At 39.5% G+C, this 17,880-nt stretch carries 18 protein-coding genes and 1 pseudogene; 10 read left to right on the top strand and 9 right to left on the bottom strand.

Annotated elements, in window-relative coordinates; translation table 11 throughout:
- Nucleotides 1-3: 3 nt before the first annotated feature.
- From dusC to ABLA85_RS05375, 4 genes and pseudogenes are all read left to right on the top strand, one after another.
- Nucleotides 4-957 carry a tRNA dihydrouridine(16) synthase DusC gene (gene dusC, locus ABLA85_RS05390; RefSeq protein WP_367962036.1) on the top strand — a complete coding sequence of 318 codons (954 nt, stop codon included), beginning with the start codon at nucleotides 4-6 and terminating at the stop codon, nucleotides 955-957.
- A 40-nt stretch (nucleotides 958-997) separates the two neighbouring features.
- Nucleotides 998-1,159: pseudogene (locus ABLA85_RS05385) on the top strand (IS1 family transposase); the annotation flags it as partial.
- A 40-nt stretch (nucleotides 1,160-1,199) separates the two neighbouring features.
- The gene (locus ABLA85_RS05380; RefSeq protein ID WP_367962035.1) at nucleotides 1,200-2,474 is read left to right on the top strand and encodes a bifunctional O-acetylhomoserine aminocarboxypropyltransferase/cysteine synthase; all 1,275 of its coding nucleotides are present in this window, start codon (nucleotides 1,200-1,202) and stop codon (nucleotides 2,472-2,474) included.
- Nucleotides 2,475-2,938: 464 nt separating this feature from the next.
- Nucleotides 2,939-3,187, top strand: a complete 249-nt coding sequence (locus ABLA85_RS05375) for a GlsB/YeaQ/YmgE family stress response membrane protein (RefSeq protein WP_367962033.1) — start codon at nucleotides 2,939-2,941, stop codon at nucleotides 3,185-3,187.
- 131 nt (nucleotides 3,188-3,318) lie between these two features.
- On the opposite strand, the gene sseA is transcribed toward ABLA85_RS05375, so the two are convergent.
- The gene (gene sseA / locus ABLA85_RS05370; protein ID WP_367962030.1) at nucleotides 3,319-4,158 is read right to left on the bottom strand and encodes a 3-mercaptopyruvate sulfurtransferase; all 840 of its coding nucleotides are present in this window, start codon (nucleotides 4,156-4,158) and stop codon (nucleotides 3,319-3,321) included.
- 107 nt (nucleotides 4,159-4,265) lie between these two features.
- The gene (locus tag ABLA85_RS05365; RefSeq protein WP_367962028.1) at nucleotides 4,266-4,451 is read right to left on the bottom strand and encodes a hypothetical protein; all 186 of its coding nucleotides are present in this window, start codon (nucleotides 4,449-4,451) and stop codon (nucleotides 4,266-4,268) included.
- A gap of 208 nt (nucleotides 4,452-4,659) precedes the next feature.
- On the opposite strand from ABLA85_RS05365, the gene dinG reads away from it, so the two are divergent.
- Nucleotides 4,660-6,795: an ATP-dependent DNA helicase DinG gene (dinG, locus tag ABLA85_RS05360; RefSeq protein WP_367962027.1), complete on the top strand. Its 2,136-nt coding sequence runs from the start codon at nucleotides 4,660-4,662 to the stop codon at nucleotides 6,793-6,795.
- A gap of 54 nt (nucleotides 6,796-6,849) precedes the next feature.
- Here dinG and ABLA85_RS05355 read toward each other — a convergent pair whose 3' ends face one another.
- The 3 genes from ABLA85_RS05355 to rhtA form a co-directional block, all read right to left on the bottom strand.
- Nucleotides 6,850-7,071 (bottom strand): alkylphosphonate utilization protein, encoded by a 222-nt coding sequence (locus ABLA85_RS05355; protein ID WP_047682950.1) that lies wholly within the window; start codon nucleotides 7,069-7,071, stop codon nucleotides 6,850-6,852.
- A 170-nt stretch (nucleotides 7,072-7,241) separates the two neighbouring features.
- Entirely contained in the window at nucleotides 7,242-7,748 is a 507-nt protein-coding gene (dps, locus tag ABLA85_RS05350; RefSeq protein WP_367962025.1) for a DNA starvation/stationary phase protection protein Dps, read from the bottom strand.
- 262 nt (nucleotides 7,749-8,010) lie between these two features.
- The gene (gene rhtA, locus ABLA85_RS05345) at nucleotides 8,011-8,901 is read right to left on the bottom strand and encodes a threonine/homoserine exporter RhtA (protein ID WP_367962023.1); all 891 of its coding nucleotides are present in this window, start codon (nucleotides 8,899-8,901) and stop codon (nucleotides 8,011-8,013) included.
- A 147-nt stretch (nucleotides 8,902-9,048) separates the two neighbouring features.
- On the opposite strand from rhtA, the gene ABLA85_RS05340 reads away from it, so the two are divergent.
- The 4 genes from ABLA85_RS05340 (at nucleotide 9,049) to ABLA85_RS05325 (ending at nucleotide 12,052) form a co-directional block, all read left to right on the top strand.
- A complete protein-coding gene (locus ABLA85_RS05340; protein ID WP_367962021.1) occupies nucleotides 9,049-9,660 on the top strand; it encodes a TIGR00730 family Rossman fold protein in 612 nt (203 codons plus the stop codon).
- Between the two features lie 23 nt (nucleotides 9,661-9,683).
- The gene (locus tag ABLA85_RS05335) at nucleotides 9,684-10,148 is read left to right on the top strand and encodes an N-acetyltransferase family protein (RefSeq protein ID WP_367962020.1); all 465 of its coding nucleotides are present in this window, start codon (nucleotides 9,684-9,686) and stop codon (nucleotides 10,146-10,148) included.
- 20 nt (nucleotides 10,149-10,168) lie between these two features.
- A complete protein-coding gene (locus ABLA85_RS05330; protein WP_367962018.1) occupies nucleotides 10,169-10,630 on the top strand; it encodes a GNAT family N-acetyltransferase in 462 nt (153 codons plus the stop codon).
- A 201-nt stretch (nucleotides 10,631-10,831) separates the two neighbouring features.
- Nucleotides 10,832-12,052 carry a CynX/NimT family MFS transporter gene (locus ABLA85_RS05325; protein WP_367962017.1) on the top strand — a complete coding sequence of 407 codons (1,221 nt, stop codon included), beginning with the start codon at nucleotides 10,832-10,834 and terminating at the stop codon, nucleotides 12,050-12,052.
- 102 nt (nucleotides 12,053-12,154) lie between these two features.
- Here ABLA85_RS05325 and ABLA85_RS05320 read toward each other — a convergent pair whose 3' ends face one another.
- Entirely contained in the window at nucleotides 12,155-12,772 is a 618-nt protein-coding gene (locus ABLA85_RS05320) for a short chain dehydrogenase (protein ID WP_367962015.1), read from the bottom strand.
- 52 nt (nucleotides 12,773-12,824) lie between these two features.
- Nucleotides 12,825-13,829, bottom strand: a complete 1,005-nt coding sequence (locus ABLA85_RS05315; protein WP_367962014.1) for a Gfo/Idh/MocA family protein — start codon at nucleotides 13,827-13,829, stop codon at nucleotides 12,825-12,827.
- A 282-nt stretch (nucleotides 13,830-14,111) separates the two neighbouring features.
- Between ABLA85_RS05315 and ABLA85_RS05310 the strand changes: the two genes are divergently transcribed.
- The gene (locus ABLA85_RS05310; protein ID WP_367962013.1) at nucleotides 14,112-15,707 is read left to right on the top strand and encodes an ABC-F family ATPase; all 1,596 of its coding nucleotides are present in this window, start codon (nucleotides 14,112-14,114) and stop codon (nucleotides 15,705-15,707) included.
- Between the two features lie 44 nt (nucleotides 15,708-15,751).
- Here the strand turns inward: ABLA85_RS05310 and moeB are convergent, their stop codons facing one another.
- Together moeB and moeA are read right to left on the bottom strand one after the other, a co-directional pair.
- Nucleotides 15,752-16,510 carry a molybdopterin-synthase adenylyltransferase MoeB gene (gene moeB, locus ABLA85_RS05305; protein WP_367962012.1) on the bottom strand — a complete coding sequence of 253 codons (759 nt, stop codon included), beginning with the start codon at nucleotides 16,508-16,510 and terminating at the stop codon, nucleotides 15,752-15,754.
- Nucleotides 16,511-16,540: 30 nt separating this feature from the next.
- Nucleotides 16,541-17,782, bottom strand: coding sequence for a molybdopterin molybdotransferase MoeA (gene moeA, locus ABLA85_RS05300; RefSeq protein ID WP_367962010.1), 1,242 nt, complete (start codon nucleotides 17,780-17,782; stop codon nucleotides 16,541-16,543).
- Nucleotides 17,783-17,880: the final 98 nt, after the last annotated feature.

Raw genomic sequence — 17,880 nt, 5'->3', positions numbered from 1 at the left:
TCCATGCGTGTTTTGCTGGCTCCGATGGAAGGGGTTTTGGATTCATTGGTTAGGGCGTTGTTGAGTGAGGTCAATGAATATGACCTTTGCATTACCGAATTTTTGCGTGTAGTGGACCGCTTGTTGCCAGTGAAATCTTTTTACCGTTTATGTCCTGAATTGCATCATCAGAGCAGGACTCCATCGGGTACGCCGGTCAGGATACAGCTTTTGGGGCAATATCCTGAATGGTTGGCTGAAAATGCGGTCAGGGCGGTGGAATTGGGATCGTGGGGAGTTGATTTAAACTGTGGCTGTCCTTCCAAAGCAGTTAATGGTAGTGGAGGAGGGGCCACGTTACTGAAAGATCCTGAACTTATCTATCGTGGTGCTAAAGCCATGCGAGAAGCTGTACCGGCAGAATTGCCGGTTACAGTCAAAGTACGTCTAGGGTGGGATTCCGATGCCCGTCAGTTTGAAATTGCGGATGCTGTTCAGCAAGCTGGTGCAACGGAATTGGTTGTACATGGGCGTACTAAGGAAGATGGCTATAAAGCAGAATGCATAAATTGGCAGGCAATTGGAGGGATCCGCCGACGCCTTACTATTCCGGTGATCGCTAATGGTGAAATATGGGATTGGCAGAGTTCACAGGAGTGTATCAACGTTACCGGGTGTGATTCGCTAATGATTGGACGTGGTGCGCTACATGTGCCGAATCTAAGCCGTGTTATTAAATATAATGAACCGAAAATGGCATGGCATGAGGTGCTCCAACTCCTGCAAAAGTATATCTGGCTGGAAAAACAAGGAGATACAGGCATATATCATGTCACACGTATCAAGCAATGGCTTGGTTATCTACGCAAAGAATATGATGAAGCTGATGAACTATTTATGCAAATCAGAGTATTGAAAACTTCGTCTGCTATATCTGAAGTTATTTCTTTATCCGTAGAGAGTGGTTTGTATGTATAATTAATTAAAGTGGCAGTGCAATTTTTATTATATACCTTTCTTCACACTACATATCGAACGTAGAAACTTGACCTTATTTAACTGAATTTAAAGGCTAAATAGTAAAGTATTGGGTTATTCAGAATCACTGAAAATGCACGATAAAGTCATTGGTGCCTTTATCGAAACAACATATTATGTTGGCGGTCGATCAGCAGGTTGAATACATGACCTTACTCTGTAATTCACTGAAGGAAATGACAATGAAATTAGAAACACTGTCCATCCATGCCGGTTACTCACCTGACCCTACAACCAAAGCCGTTGCAGTCCCAATCTATCAAACAACGTCCTACTCTTTTGATGATTCCCAGCATGGTGCTGATTTATTTGATTTAAAAATTGAAGGCAACATTTATACCCGCATCATGAACCCAACTAATGATGTATTGGAAAAACGTATCGCTGCTTTAGAAGGAGGGATTGGGGCGCTTGCAGTTGCTTCTGGCATGGCAGCAATCACCTACGCCATCCAGACGATGACTGGCTTGGGAGATAACATTGTTTCCGTAGCAAAATTGTATGGTGGAACTTATAACTTAATGGCACACAATTTACCGAGTATTGGGATTGAAGTTCGTTTCGCTGATCATAACGATTTTACTACCCTTGAAGCGATGATTGATGAAAAAACCAAAGCCGTCTTTTGCGAAACCATCACCAATCCAAGCGGAAATATTGTTGATATCCGGGCATTAGCTGATATTGCCCATCGGCACGGCATTCCGCTTATTGTCGATAATACTGTTGCAACACCTTATTTGTGCCGCCCGTTTGAACATGGTGCGGATATTATCATTCACTCTCTGACCAAATATATCGGCGGTCATGGAACTTCTATTGGTGGAATAATTGTTGATTCAGGCCAATTTTCTTGGGCAGAACATCAAGATCGTTTTGCGGTTTTAAATACACCGGACCCTTCCTATCACGGTATAAACTATATCGAACATTTTAGTTCCGCGGCGTTTATCGCTCGCTGCCGTGTCGGGCAACTGCGTAGCACTGGTGCGGCACTTTCCCCTTTTAATGCCTTCTTGATCCTACAAGGTCTTGAAACATTAGCTCTTCGTATGGAGCGCCATACTGAAAATGCCCTGAAAGTTGCTCAGTATCTGGAACAACATTCTCAGGTTTCCTGGGTGAATTACGCAGGGTTGCCGGCACATCCTGAATATGATTTGGCTGTTCGATATATGGATGGTAAATCGTCTGCCATTATCTCTTTCGGTATCAGAGGAGGGGAAAAAGCAGCGATTCGCTTTATTGATACCCTGCAATTGATTATACGTTTGGTTAATATTGGTGATGCAAAATCATTGGCTTGTCATCCGGCGTCCACAACTCACCGCCAACTGAATGATGAAGAATTAGTAAAAGCTGGAGTGTCACGTGATCTGATCCGTCTATCTATCGGAATCGAACATATTGATGACATTATTGCCGATCTTGCACAAGCACTGGATGCAGCAAAATAATTTTCAATACTATTTGAATAAAAGCCTAAATTGGATAGGCTTTTATACTATTATGAGAGTATATGGATTTTGATGATAAATAAAATTATTTATATTAATTAATCCATTTTTTTATTTTTTATCTTATTCTGATTTTTTATAAATATTATTTATGATAATTTTCAGTCGATCTACAAGTTGTATTATTTACAAAAATTAGAACTGGCTAATTTATGATAATGCTTAATCTGGAAAAATTAATACTGATATTAAATTAATTAGTGCCGATTTTTAATATCAGCGAATTCTATAAATATCACTCATTACTTACAAATACCTTATCTTTTACTATTTGCAATTCTTTTATTTAGTGTCTTAAATTAGGACGTAGAATTAAGAAAATTTCAGTAAGATCATCCCATAGCTACTTTTAGCTATTAACTAATATTAACTCTTAATTAACTAATAAATTCAGGAGGTTGGATATGGGTATCTTGTCATGGATTATCTTTGGTTTAATTGCTGGAATTATAGCAAAGTGGATTATGCCGGGAGATAATAGCAGTGGTATCATTATGACGGTGATTCTGGGGATCATTGGTGCGGTTGTTGGTGGTTATATCAGTACTTTCTTTGGTATGGGAAAAGTAGATGGTTTTAACTTGGGAAGTTTCGCTATTGCAGTTATTGGCGCATTAATCGTTCTGTTTATATACCATAAAGTTTCTAACTAATCGATTGGCAAAAGTAATAGGTTTAATTTGGTTGATATCATATGGTCGATAGAAAAAAGTATTAGAAAAAGGGCATAATACTTTAATGCCCTTTCTAATTTCGATGTGTTTATACTCTATCAAACAGATCTCTACTTTTCTAATGGAAGCATATCATCCGCTCCCCATTCAGCCCAGGAACCATCATAGAGTCCTGCTGTTTTATAGCCTATTATATCAAGCCCTAATACTAAAACGGCTGCTGTCATACCAGAGCCACAACTGGTAATAATTGGTCGATTTAAATCGACGCTTTGATGTTGAAAGATTTGTTCGATTTCATCTGGCGATTTATAACGTCCGTTCTCAATTAATGCTGTCCACGGGACATTTTTGGCACCAGGAATATGACCCATTCTTAAACCGGGACGCGGCTCTGGTACTTTGGCCTGAAAACGATCTTCCGTTCTGGCATCAATAAACTGTGTCGGCGCCTTGCTTTGCAGGGCATCAAGGATCTGTTGTTGGGAAAAAACATATTCAGGCGTAAATTGAATATTGAATTTCTGCGGCTGGCGGTTGACTGCTCCTGATTCCGTTGGATAACCTGCCTGTAGCCAGCCTTGTAAGCCACCTTCCAGAATACGGATATGCTGAGCACCAAAAATCTTAAACGTCCACCATGCACGAGGGGCAGAAAACATGTTCCCTTGATCGTAAATCACTACCAAATGATTTTCACTGATCCCCATTGTGCTGGCAGCCAACTGGAAAGTTTCTGGCTCCGGTAGCATATGTGGTAATTCGGTTTGGAGATTAGCTATTTTATCAAGATCAAAAAACTGGCTGCCTGGGATATGGTTTTCCACCCACTTCTGATAATAATCGATAGCTTGGGTTGGCATAGGAGCACTGGCATCAATAATGACGACATTCTCATCATTGAGATGTTCGCTTAACCACTGTGGAGTCACAAAATATTCATTGTTCATAAGCTTCCTCATCTGATGTGCAATGTCAGATATTGCATACATTATGCTGTTTAGTTCAGATACTGTTAAGTTCAGGGGTTGCGATAAATTTGAAAGTGTATTGATGACTATTGTTGTTTTGTTGATGTACTTTCTTGTTGTACTGCTTCCTGCTGTATTTGCTCTTGCTGTGCTTGTTGAGGTTCTTTTGTTGATGCTATTGAACGGTTATACATATTCATTCCTGCTAAAATAATGCCGCCAATGGAGCCAAGAGTGAATAATACGATAATAATAAGCAGGATTTTTTTCATATTTGTTCTCAATAACGTTCTTGGTTACAAGGTTTTTTAGTTACAAGGTTTTTGTCACATAGAAAGCCAGCAGTATATAGGCTTCTGCATTCCAGACAAGCGATATACCCTCCACTTTTAAAAGCGGTTTCTAATAATTACGATACCAGGCTGATCTGATAGCAACTCTGTGGGAGAATAGTGTTCCAATTTTTATGCAGCAAAACTCATGGCACTTTCCAATTCAATAAAAACTCAAATCAGCCAATGGTATAAGGCACTATCCATCCATATCAACGGCTTCGTTCCAAGAGCTCCGCAGCGTCAGATGATTGCAGAAGTAGCAAGAACATTGGCTGGTGAAGAAGGGCGGCATTTAGTGATAGAAGCGCCAACAGGTGTGGGAAAAACGCTGTCTTATCTTCTCCCCGGTATTGCTGTCAGTCGGGCGGAACAAAAGCCACTGGTGGTAAGTACAGCTAATGTCGCCTTACAAGATCAGATTTACAGCAAGGACTTACCATTATTGCAAAAGATTATTCCCGATTTGAAATTTACCGGGGCTTTTGGTCGTGGGCGTTACGTTTGTCCGCGTAATCTGGAAGCTCTCTGTGCTGCTGATGGAGAGCAAATTGATTTGATGTTTCTGATGGAAGATCAGACAACGATTGCTAATAGTGAGGAACGGGAGCTGTGCCGCCGATTACGCAATGATTACGCAACTTCTGTTTGGGATGGCTTACGCGACCACCATAAACTGGCATTGTCGGATTCATTATGGTTAAAGATCAGCACGGATAAAATGAATTGTCTGGCGAGAAATTGTCAGTTTTACCATCGTTGCCCATTCTTTCTTGCCAGAAGGGAGATTGAAGATGCTGATGTCGTGGTTGCCAATCATGCTTTGGTTATGGCAGCACTGGAAAGTGAATCTGTCTTACCGGAAGCTAAAAATTTGCTGCTGGTTTTGGATGAAGGCCATCATGTTCCCGATGTTGCAAGAGATTCACTGGAAGTTGAAGGGGAAATCACATTATTTCAGTTAAATGGGCAACTGGATTCGTTTGTTCGTCACGTAGAACAGTATTTGCTTCAGTTTCGTCCAGCAAAACCGCCCACTTTAGCCAATATTACCCGTTTGCAGACACACTGTGAAAAAATCCGTGAATGTTTTAAAGAATTATCGGGTATTACACAGGTATTATTGCCTGAACACAGTGAAGTGGAAGAATATCTGTTTGAATTGGGAAAACTGCCGGATAATTTGCTGTTGTGTTGCCAGCAACTATTCAAACTTACTGATGGATTACGCGGCTTATCTGAAGCGATTTTAAGCGATCTTACCGAGCAAACAGCCAAACAGGATATTGTCAGACTGCACCGTGCTATTTTGCAAACCAGTCGGACATTAGGTTATTTCGAAAATATGGCGAAACTATGGAGATTGGCTGCACAGGAGGAATCTTCCCATGCTCCGATATCAAAATGGTTAACACGCCGTTATGAGAAGAATCAATCACATTTCTACTTTCATTGCGCAGGCATTCGGGTAAGTGAGCAATTAACTCAATTATTATGGCGGAATATTCCTCATGTTGTGGTGACATCGGCAACATTACGCTCCCTGAATAGTTTTTCCCGTATTCAGGAGCTGACAGGGTTACATGAAAATCATGATGATCGTTTTATTGCGTTATCATCTCCTTTTGAGCATGTGCGGCAAGGGCATCTGGTTATTCCTCAGATGACAGAAGAACCTACAATTCATAATGAAATGAAGCATCTTGAAGAGATGGCTCGTTATTTTCGTGCACAAGTTCTACAAGGTAAACATCAGGGAATGTTGGTGTTATTTAGCAGCCAACGGGCAATGGACGGTTTTCTCATTTTCGTAAAAGACTTACGATTGATGTTACTGGTACAAGGAGATCAGCCGCGATATCGACTGGTGGAAACCCATTGCAAACGTATTGATGAAGGGCAGGCCAGTGTTCTGGTTGGGTTACAATCTTTTGCAGAAGGGCTGGATCTAAAAGGCGATTACCTTTCACAAGTGCATATCCATAAAATTGCTTTTCCACCTGTTACAAATCCCGTCATTATCACTGAAAGTGAATGGCTTAAGTCTTTAAAGCGTTATCCATTTGAAGTGCAAAGTCTGCCGAGTGCTTCTTTCAGTTTGATCCAACAAGTGGGGAGATTGATACGCAGCCATGAATGTTATGGGGATATAGTGATTTATGACAAACGTCTATTGACTAAGCGTTATGGTTCCCGATTGTTGAAGGCGTTGCCTGTATTTCCGATTGAACAGCCCAAAATACCCTCGGAAGAAGAATTGGTGCGGATGAAAAAGGATAAATAATAAAAGAGTTAATATTATTTATCCTTTAAGTGAAATTTTATGGATAACCGCTATTTATCCTACTTTTTTCAAAAAGCAGGTTTTTAATACTAATCCTTTGATTTTATCGGCATTACATTCAATTTCATCTTCCCGATTGGTCAGACGAATATTTTTAATTAATGTGCCGCGCTTCAATGTCTTAGAGGTTCCTTTGACTTTCAGATCTTTAATGACCTGGACTGAATCACCTTCATTCAGCAGTGCACCATTAGTATCTTTGACTTCGATATCCATCGTATATAATCCTCATGTTTATTTTTAGAACAGACAGGATTATAGAGAGAAAAATAATTTTTTAAAGGTTAGTCTGTTTTTTTATGCCAAAACTTCTATTTTAGGTATTTTTAATAACAAAAAAGGCCGTGGTAGCGGCCTAAAAATCATGAAAGGATACTCTCACTATCTTATTGCTCAATATTTGCTTCAATAAACCATAAAAATTTGTCGAGATCACGAGAAGCGGCGGTGAACATATCTGCGGTGTCTTCATCTTTTGCATCAACAATAGCCTGACGGATATCATTGGCAACAATGGCATAGCGATCTGCCAGTGCTTTTAAGTGATCTTGTACATCATGAATATCTGTTGGATAACTTTCTAACCGAGTCCCTTTATGAACATCCTGAGTTGTTCCCAGAGCCGTACCGCCTAACTGCACTACACGTTCTGCAAAAGTATCAAGATGCTCAACAAGTGTAGTACGGAAATCATCCAGCATTTGGTGAATGGCAATAAAGTTTTTGCCGCGTATATTCCAATGAGCTTGTTTGGTCATCAGGGACAAGTCAATAAATTGGATCACCATATGGTTCAGGGTAGAAATAGAACTTTGCTTAATACCTTCATCAATATTATTACGGGTGTAGATCAGCTTAGAGGGATTTTTTCTGATAAATTTTGCTGTACTCATTGTCACGCTTCCTTAATTTAAACTATACCTATCGTCTTTCAGGTTTCAGCCCCACTGGCTATATATTGAAATCCAAAAGGTATAACGAATTATCTTATTGGTTATATTAAAAGTAGCTGATCATTTATCAGAAGTCATATTGCTTTATTCTATCAAATTGATAGTTGATAAAAATATCATTAATCAATAATGGTAATAATCAAAACCGGATAATACTAAGTTCGTCCGGTCTTGATGAGTGATATAATATGATTAAAGCAGTTTATTCAACCTTTCCGATTTTGGTTTTCTGTTTCATGGTGGAAGTAGAACCAATTGAGGCACAGATAATGCAGAAAAGGGCGAGCCATTGCGTCGTAGTTAAGTGCTCGTTCAGGAAAATGATACCTGACAAGGCACCTAATGCAGGTTCCAGACTCATTAAAGTACCAAATGTTTTAGCAGGTAAGCGGGTAAGCGCAATCATTTCCAGTGTATAGGGAAATGCAGTCGATAAGATGGCGATCCCTAAAGCAACAGGCAACAATGAGACATCAAACAGGAGTTCGGGGCCGGTTTGGATTAACCCTACTGGAAAGAAAATCAAGGCAGCAATTAATGAACCAATCGAAACGGTTGCAGCACCATAGCCCGCACCAGCACGTTGACCGAAGATAATATAGAGCGCCCAAAAAAAACCGGCTCCTAATGCATACAAAATACCTATAGGATCAAGTGTGCTGACATCGTCCCCAATAGGTAACAGAAAACCTAATCCGGCAATGACCAAAGCGATCCAGAGAAAATCCAGTGGACGACGTGAGGAAAACATGGCAACAGCAAGAGGACCAGTAAATTCAAGCGCAACGGCGATACCAAGAGGAATTCTGGAAAGTGCCATGTAAAACAGATAATTCATTCCACCGAGTGAAATGCCGTAGGCAAGGAGAGGAATGATTGATGACCGCTGAAATTTCAGACGCCAGGGCTTAAAGATCAGGAATAAAATCACTGTCCCCAGTGCGAGTCTCAGAGCTGTTACACCAGGCGCACCAATGACATGAAATATTGTTTTGGCTAATGATGCACCAGCTTGAATTGATATCATTGAAAATAATAATAAAATGATAGGAAGCAGAGGAAAAGATACCGCCCGATGTTTGGAAAGAGACATTTGCAGAAAACCTCAATTACAACATGTTATTTAGGAGTGTTATCTTCGCAGCGAAATAATCAGAACTCAACTGTATTATGTGTTGTATGTTCATTCAGCTAACGTATAATCAGAAATTAAAAAAATAATAATGTGGAGCTTAGACACATGAAAGAGATTGTATTGAAGAGTTCATCAGAAAAAAATGAGGTAATAAAGAGCATTGCAGTTTATTGTGGTTCAAGTTTGGGAGTATCTGAAATTTATCAAGAGAGTGCCATTATTTTTGCAAAAGAGCTTGTTAAACGCGGTATTACTTTGGTATATGGTGGTGCTAGTGTAGGAATTATGGGAATAGTTGCAGATACAGTATTACGCGAAGGAGGTCAAGTTATTGGTGTAATTCCGGCATTGCTGGAAGAACGTGAAATTTCTCATAAGAATTTATCTGAACTTCATATTGTGGAAACCATGCATCAGCGTAAGAATAAAATGATTGAACTTGCTGATGGTTTTGTTGCATTGCCTGGTGGCTTTGGTACATTGGAAGAATTTAGTGAAGTCTTTACATGGAGTATGATTGGCCTTAACAGTAAACCATGTGGCATTCTGAATATTAATGATTTTTATGATCCTCTGATCTCTATGATTAATAAAATGGCGGACGAGTGTTTTTTACAGGAAAAATATCGCAATATGGCAATTATTGAGAAAAATCCTACTGTATTACTTGACCGTTTTGATCATTATGAAGTCCCTTCAATAAAAACTTATAATTAATTACTGATATTAGGAGCATAGGCATGATAATAAGAACAGCCTCTATACAGGATCTTGATGCTATTTCATCACTCTACAATAGGTTATTCAGTGAAATGGCTGCATTGCAGCCAGACCGATTGAGAGAGGTGGAACAGGATAGAGAATTTATTATTTCCAGTATAAATGATGATAAATTCTATTTATTAGTTGCAGAAGATGATAATGGTGATATTAAAGGCTTCTGCATTGCACAAGAAAATAAAACACCGCCATTTAACTGTCTGATACCGAGAAATTATGGATATGTTATTGATTTAGTTGTCAGTCAGGATGTCAGAAGTCAGGGTATTGGTCAGCAATTATTAACAGAAATGAAAAGGTGGGCGAAGGAAAATAACTACACTCATTTGGAACTCAATGTTTTATCAAAAAATGTTGCAGCGACGAAATTTTATGAAAGGGAAGGTTATAAAGAAATTAGTAAATTAATGGCTATTACATTGTGATTCAATTCAGTGGAAAGCAGATGAAAATTTCGCTAGTTGAAGTAAATGAAGATAATTATCGAGATGTTATGTCTCTTGAAGTAGAACCAGGACAAGAAAAATTCGTTGCGTCGAATTCGGAGTCAATTGCTGAATCAAAATTCAACCAATATTGCAGACCAAGAGTAATATATTTGGGTAAAAAAATTGTCGGTTTTGCTATGTACGAACGTTGTGTGAATGAAGGAAGACCGAATGAATATAATCTTTATCGCATGATGATCGACAAATCGCATCAAAATAAGGGAATCGGCAGTGTTGCCATGCAATTATTGCTGGATGAAATGAAACAACAAATAGATTGTCATAAAATATCTGTTTGTTATGATAAAGTGAGTAAGCAACACCGTAAATTCTACCAGCGTTTTGGTTTTACCGAAGTGGGTTATTGTGATGAGTATGAAGAAATGTTAGCGGAGATCATTGTAAAAAAGGAAGTTTAGCTACTCATCAAAGAGAAAAAGTATTTCCCATATGATTAACGTTGTTAAAAAATGTTATTGGTAAATTAATAATTCTGGAGCTTGCTAAAAGAATATTTGTCTGCCAGAATTTAAAATAAATATGGCAGTAATTTTATTTTGTGTATCTTCAATCTCGTTAAGTCAAAATATGATAAACCTCCAAACTTCTGTGGTGAAATAATGAAAATAGGGAAACACTTTAGTAATAGCTTTATTCTTAAATTACTATTGTTTATTATGATTGCTGGTTTGGGATTGAGGGTGCCGATATCTTATATTCCACCGATGTCACAGGAAATCATCGACGATTTAAAAATAAGTCATTCTACGTTCGGTTTGATAACATCGCTGTCACCCTTGTGTTTTTTTCTCTTTTCTCCCTTAACTCCTTATTTTGAAAGTAAAATAGGTTTATATAAAACCTTATTGATGACATTTATTGTTGCTATTGCTGCTTATCTTTTAAGGTTAAACAGCTCTCTGGTATTACTGTTGACTTCTACAGTCATGTTTGGGTTTGCCATTGCATTGGGAAATATTGCATTACCTTCATTTTTTAAGAGCTTGGGGAATAACAGGGTCGCTCTTTTATCATCATCTTATACGGCTTCTCTGTATTTGGGGCCAGCAATGGCAACGGGCCTCACTTTACCTGTTAAGCATATTTTCGGGCTTTCCTGGAACGAAGTATCATGGATTTGGATCTTAATCCCGATATTTTCATTGTTCTTGATTTTATTATTTTCTGATAAAAAATCTCAGTCCTCAGGCAATAACCCGAATTCCCCCAGTCATTATGATGATAAACCGAATAAGATCATTAACCCGTGGGTAAGTATTCCATGTTGGGTTATGGCTGTTTATTTTTCTATTTTATCGCTTAATTTTTATATCATTACTGCCTGGTTCCCCGAAATTATCAGTTCTTACGGTTTAGGCCAGACTGAGGCAGCATCCTACGCAGCTCTGTTCTCATTGATTGCGATACCTTTTGCAACATTAACGGCATTTTATATCTATAAGATAAAAAGACAGGAAATAATGTTCATTATTAACCCAATTATCGGTATGTTGGGAATTGTACTATTCGTTTATGGTCAGAAGAGCCTAATTCCTGTTGCAGTTATGATCATGGGAATCGGTGCTGGTATTTGTACAGGAGTTGCATTTTTACTGCCGTTGTTGCGTTTCAATCATACCGCCAATGTTACAAGAGCAAACTCAATGATACAGTCAATTGGCTATTTGATCGCATTTTGTGGCCCGGTTGTTTCTGGTTATATTCATGATTTAACTTCCTCATGGAATATCGTTATGTGGATGCTTTTCATTATTCTAGGGATTCAGGGGATTTTGGGGATAGTAATTGGAAAAAATGAGAAGCTTGATGCTAACAAATAGTATCGATTATTAGCGGTTATAAAAACCGCTAATAATATACTTTATAGATTGTAAATGCAGACAACAAAACTGCAATTTGAAAGACGATAGATAGAAAAGAGTTTATATTTTAATAACCATTCCTGTTTCTTTACTATAAATGCTACGTATATAACCTTTAGCTATTTGTTCTCCTGTACAAGTTTCCTGTCCGGGGAAGAACCTGGCATAACGGGTAAATGATTCATCCAGTAATCTTGGGCTAACTGCGTTGATTCGGATATTGGTGATTTCAGTTGCTGCCGAGCGGACAAAAGCATCGATAGCACCATTGGTTACAGCCGTTTGTGACCCATTAGGCGACATTATTTTACCGACAATACCGGATGTTAAAGTGATTGAGCCACCGGGTTTAACGTATTGCAAGGCACGGAGTGCAACGTTGATCTGACCCAGTGCTTTATTCCTGAGACTTTCCTCATAGTCACTCAGCTTTTCTGGTTTCGTCCAGTTGGTTTTACCGAATGCACAGACAATAGCTTCAAACATTTTATTTTTAGATAAAAAACTGTCTAATTGTTGAGTATCAAAAATATCAAGCGGGTATTCAGATGAATTTCGGCTGGCTTGAAGAATTTCAAGGTCTGTAGGGTTATCATTCAGCAATGGATGGTATTTTTTAATATTACTGATAATGTGCCTTCCTATATTTCCTGTTGCTCCAATCACTAATATTTTCATATTGATGGCTCCGTAATTTAATTAGATTAGATCATACCGGATAGAATAATAATTATTTAGTTTTAGAGTGTAGCTCAGCTCTATATTCTTTTAGAACTTCATCAATAACCCAACTGGTTCGTGAAGCGGATATACCATTAGAAGGGCAGATATCTTTTCCCTGTAATTGGTGCACTATTGTCTGGATTAATGGCATTTGAATGTGTGTGGGATTTTCAAAATGGAACTGATGCAGTGTATTGTTTTCATCGTAATATGAAATTGGGGAATCACCGAATGTTGCAAAGGTTATTTTACCTTTTGTACCAACGATTTCTACTTTATCTTCACGAGAGCTGGCAACAAAATTCCAGATACCCACTCCCTGAACCTGATTTTCAAACATAAATGACATTGAAACACAATCTTCTGCCGGATAGGCTTTTGCCTGTGAATTAGAGTGTCCTTTGACTGAGATAATTTTTCCCAGAAGAAAATCCAACATATCCAGTGTATGGCAAGCTAAATCAACAAATAATCCACCACCGGATATTTCTGGTTTGACAAACCAGGGAAGATTTTCCGCATCCAGATAACGGGATTCCATTTCTCTAAGTAATTGACAGATCACTATACGTGGAGTGCCAATGGCACCGGAATCAATTAGCGATTTTATTTTGACAAATCTCGGCAAGGCTCTGCGATAATAAGCCACGAATAATGGCACATTATGAGACTGGCAGGCCGCAATCATTTCATTGCATTCTGAAAAAGTCAGAGCCATTGGTTTTTCTACATAAACTATTTTGCCCGCCTCAGCAGCCAATAAAGTATATTCTTTATGAGTAGAAGGGGGAGTGGCAATGTATACCGCATCAATATCAGGATCGTTAACCAGAGTTTTGGCATCAGAATACCATTTGGGCACATTATGTCTTTTGGCGAAATCTTTAGCTAAATCTGCATTGCGCCGCATAACGGCAATTAATTCTGAATTTTCCAATTTATAAAAAGCCGGGCCACTTTTTACCTCTGTTACATTACCACAACCAATAATACCCCATCTGATTTTTTGCATTTTATTTTTCCGGTATATCAATTTGTTAAGCTATAAATTTCCTTTCTAGTCTATAATACCGTCTTGTTCTGTTCTATGCTCCCCGTTCGGTAATTTATATTTTTACATTAGAAAAATTTATTTTCCTGATTTCAGCGGAAGGGCATTGATGATGTGTCTTTTGAAATGACTGTTTGAAGTAGCTTTGGAAGCAGACTGGCGATACTTTTTGCTTGTTGTGGCATAATAGACAACTATCGATTTTTCTAAATCCCTTTTTTATTCACTATAAGAGCAAACGTTGTGTTAAGTACAAACAACATTACTATGCAGTTTGGCAGTAAGCCTCTGTTTGAAAACATTTCTGTCAAATTTGGTCACGGTAACCGCTATGGACTGATCGGTGCCAATGGAGCGGGTAAATCAACTTTTATGAAAATCTTGGGGGGAGATCTAACACCGACCTCCGGCAATGTCAGTCTTGATCCGAATGAACGCTTAGGTAAATTGCGTCAGGATCAGTTTGCCTTTGAAGAATACACTGTATTGGATACAGTCATCATGGGGCATACGGAATTGTGGCAAGTGAAGCAGGAACGTGACCGTATTTATGCCATGGCAGAAATGAGCGAAGAAGATGGTTATCGTGTTGCTGATCTGGAAGTCGCTTATGGTGAAATGGATGGTTACAGCGCGGAAGCTCGTGCTGGAGAATTATTACTTGGCGTTGGTATTCCGGTAGAACAGCATTATGGTTTGATGAGTGCAGTTGCTCCGGGTTGGAAATTACGTGTTTTGCTGGCACAGGCACTATTTTCTAATCCTGATGTTTTGCTGCTTGATGAACCAACCAACAACCTGGATATCGATACTATCCGTTGGTTGGAACAAGTACTGAACGAGCGCGACAGTACGATGATTATCATTTCCCATGACCGCCATTTCCTGAACACAGTGTGTACTCATATGGCTGATCTGGATTATGGTCAATTGCGTCTGTTCCCCGGCAATTACGATGAATACATGGTGGCGGCCACTCAGGCACGTGAACGTTTGCTGGCAGATAATGCCAAGAAAAAAGCCCAGATTGCTGAATTACAAGCATTTGTCAGCCGTTTTAGTGCTAATGCTTCTAAATCTAAGCAGGCAACTTCACGTGCCCGCCAGATTGATAAAATTCAGTTAGAAGAAGTAAAAGCTTCCAGTCGCCAGAATCCATATATACGCTTTGAACAGGAGAAAAAACTGTTCCGTAATGCGCTGGAATTAGAAGGTCTGACTAAAGGTTATGACAATCGGGCACTGTTCAAGGATCTGAACTTGCTGATGGAAGTTGGCGAAAAAATGGCGGTGATTGGTGAAAACGGTATCGGTAAAACAACATTGCTGAAGACGTTGATCGGTGAAGCTGAACCGAACAGCGGTACGATTAAATGGTCTGAAAATAGCACTATTGGCTATTATGCACAGGATCACGCCAGTGATTTTGATGGTGATCTGACTGTATTTGAATGGATGAGTCAGTGGAAGCGTGAAGGTGATGATGAACAGGCAGTACGTAGTGTGCTGGGACGTTTATTGTTCACTCAGGATGATATTAGGAAAAAAGTCGGCGTATTATCTGGTGGAGAAAAAGGCCGGATGTTGTTTGGCAAGCTAATGATGCATAAATCAAATATTTTGGTGATGGATGAGCCAACCAACCATCTGGATATGGAATCTATTGAATCACTAAACCTTGCGTTGGAACTTTATCAAGGCACATTGATTTTTGTGTCTCATGACCGCGCATTTGTCAGCTCATTGGCCAGTCGTATTCTGGAAATTAAAACCGATAAGGTTATTGATTTTAAAGGTACTTATGATGAGTATCTAAGAAGTCAGGGGATTGTTGAGTAACTCCCCCTCGTTTTTCAGGCCCCGTAGATTAACAACGGGGCCAGTTACTCGCTGTCCTGGCATACCTCACATTGAGGATCTTTAAGCAATCTTATCTCACGAAACTGCATTGTCATCGCATCGAACAATAATACTTTGCCTCTGGCAACTTCACCGTATTGAGTCAGCAATTTAATCGCTTCCATCGCCTGCAACGAACCAATTGTGCCTACGAGTGGTGCCATTACACCTGTTTCAACACAAGTCAGGTTATTTTCACCAAATAATCGGCTTAGGCAGCGGTAGCAAGGTTCTCCTATTTGATAGGTAAAAACTGATAATTGCCCTTCCATGCGAATAGCCGCACCGGAAACCAATGCTGTTTTATGCCCATAGCATAATCGGTTGAGTTGCTCACGAATTGCAACATTATCTGTGCAATCCAGCACAGTATCATGCTGACTAATTAGCTGATCTAAGGCTAAGTCATCCAATAATCCTGCAATGGGATGGATAGCAGTGTGAGGGTTAATTTCCTGTAGTGTTAGTGCTGCTGAATGTACTTTAGCCATACCAATGCGTTCATCGCGGTGAAGGATCTGACGTTGTAAATTAGAGAGGGAAACGGTATCAAAATCTAATAAAGTGATTGCTCCAACACCTGCTGATGTTAAATATTGGGCGGCAGCGCAACCAAGTCCACCCAAACCGACTATCAACACTTTGGATGATTTTAATTTTTCTTGTCCTTCAAAATCAAAGTGATGTAGAACAATCTGCCGATTGTAGCGTAGAATTTCTTCATCAGTGAGTTCGATAGTCATTTTCTCAGTTAATCACTGTTTTTCATTTAGTTATTGATTTTTCAGCAAATGGTTGAAAAATTCGATCTGTACGGTTTCTCCGGTCGCAACGGAACCTCGTTCCTGCTCTAGGACGATAAAGCAATTGCCGAGGCTATATGAACTGAAAATATGTGAACCTTGATGCCCGGTGCTTCGAACTTCTAACTCACCTTGCTCATTGAGTGCAGCGATCCCACGCTGGAAATCCAGCCTGCCGGGGGATTTTTTCAAAGGTGTTATAACCTTGGCGCTGAACCTCATTGGTGATTGCCATGCAGTAAAACCCGATAAGTGTGCAATCAAAGGTTGTACTAATTGGTAGAAAGTCAGCACAGCGGATACCGGATTACCCGGTAAACCACAGAACCACGCGTTTTTTAATTTACCAAAAGCAAAAGGTTTACCGGGTTTAATCGCCAATTTCCAGAAGCTAATTTCACCCATTTCATCCAAAATCTGTTTAGTGTAATCCGCTTCACCAACGGAAACCCCGCCACTACTGATAACTAAATCTGCGAGTTCATTGGCTTGTATAAAAGTGCAACGTAGAGCATCAGGATCATCAGGGATGACACCGAAATCAATGACATCACAGTCCAATTTTTCCAGCATCAGACGAATTGCAAAATGGTTGGTATCATAAATTTGCCCTGCTTGTAATGGCTTACCAATTGCTTGTAGCTCATCACCGGTAGAAAAAACTGCAACTTTTAATTTGCGCATCACATCAACTTTCACAATCCCCAGAGAAGCAAGCAGAGGTAATTGTGCGGTAGCGAGTTTCATACCCTGTGGCAGGACTGCTGTATTTTGAGCGATATCTTCGCCGATGGTACGAATGTTTTGTCCCTGATGGACAGGATATGTAAACCGAACGCCTGATTCAGTCACTTCTGCCTGCTCTTGCATAACGACAGCATCAGTACCTACGGGGATCGGGGCACCTGTCATAATACGAATGCAAGTGCCTAAAGGCCATTCCCCTTGAAATGGTATACCAGCCAGTACTTTTCCTGCTACGGGTAAAACTTGAGTATTGTTCAGATCAGTAAAGCGAATAGCATAGCCGTCCATTGCTGAGTTATCAAAAGGGGGAATATTAATTGGTGAGATAATATCTGTAGCAGTAATACGGCCTGCTGATTGTGTCAGGTTAATTGTTTCTGTCTCGGTAAGAGGAGTGGTTTGTGTTAATAGCTTTTTCAGCGCCTGTTCGAGTGAAATTAAACCTGAAGTATAACAATGATCCATGTAGGCTCCCAATGTGCGACAAGTGGCATGACGGCATTATGGCAAATATCCTTTTAATGGGGAATTGCTAGTACTTAATGGATATGATTAGTGACTAA

The sequence above is a fragment of the Xenorhabdus sp. SGI246 genome, from assembly GCF_040838225.1.
Taxonomy (GTDB): Bacteria; Pseudomonadota; Gammaproteobacteria; order Enterobacterales; family Enterobacteriaceae; genus Xenorhabdus; species Xenorhabdus indica.
Note: the sequence above shows the minus strand (reverse complement) of the source record. Positions and strands in the feature narration are given on the sequence as shown.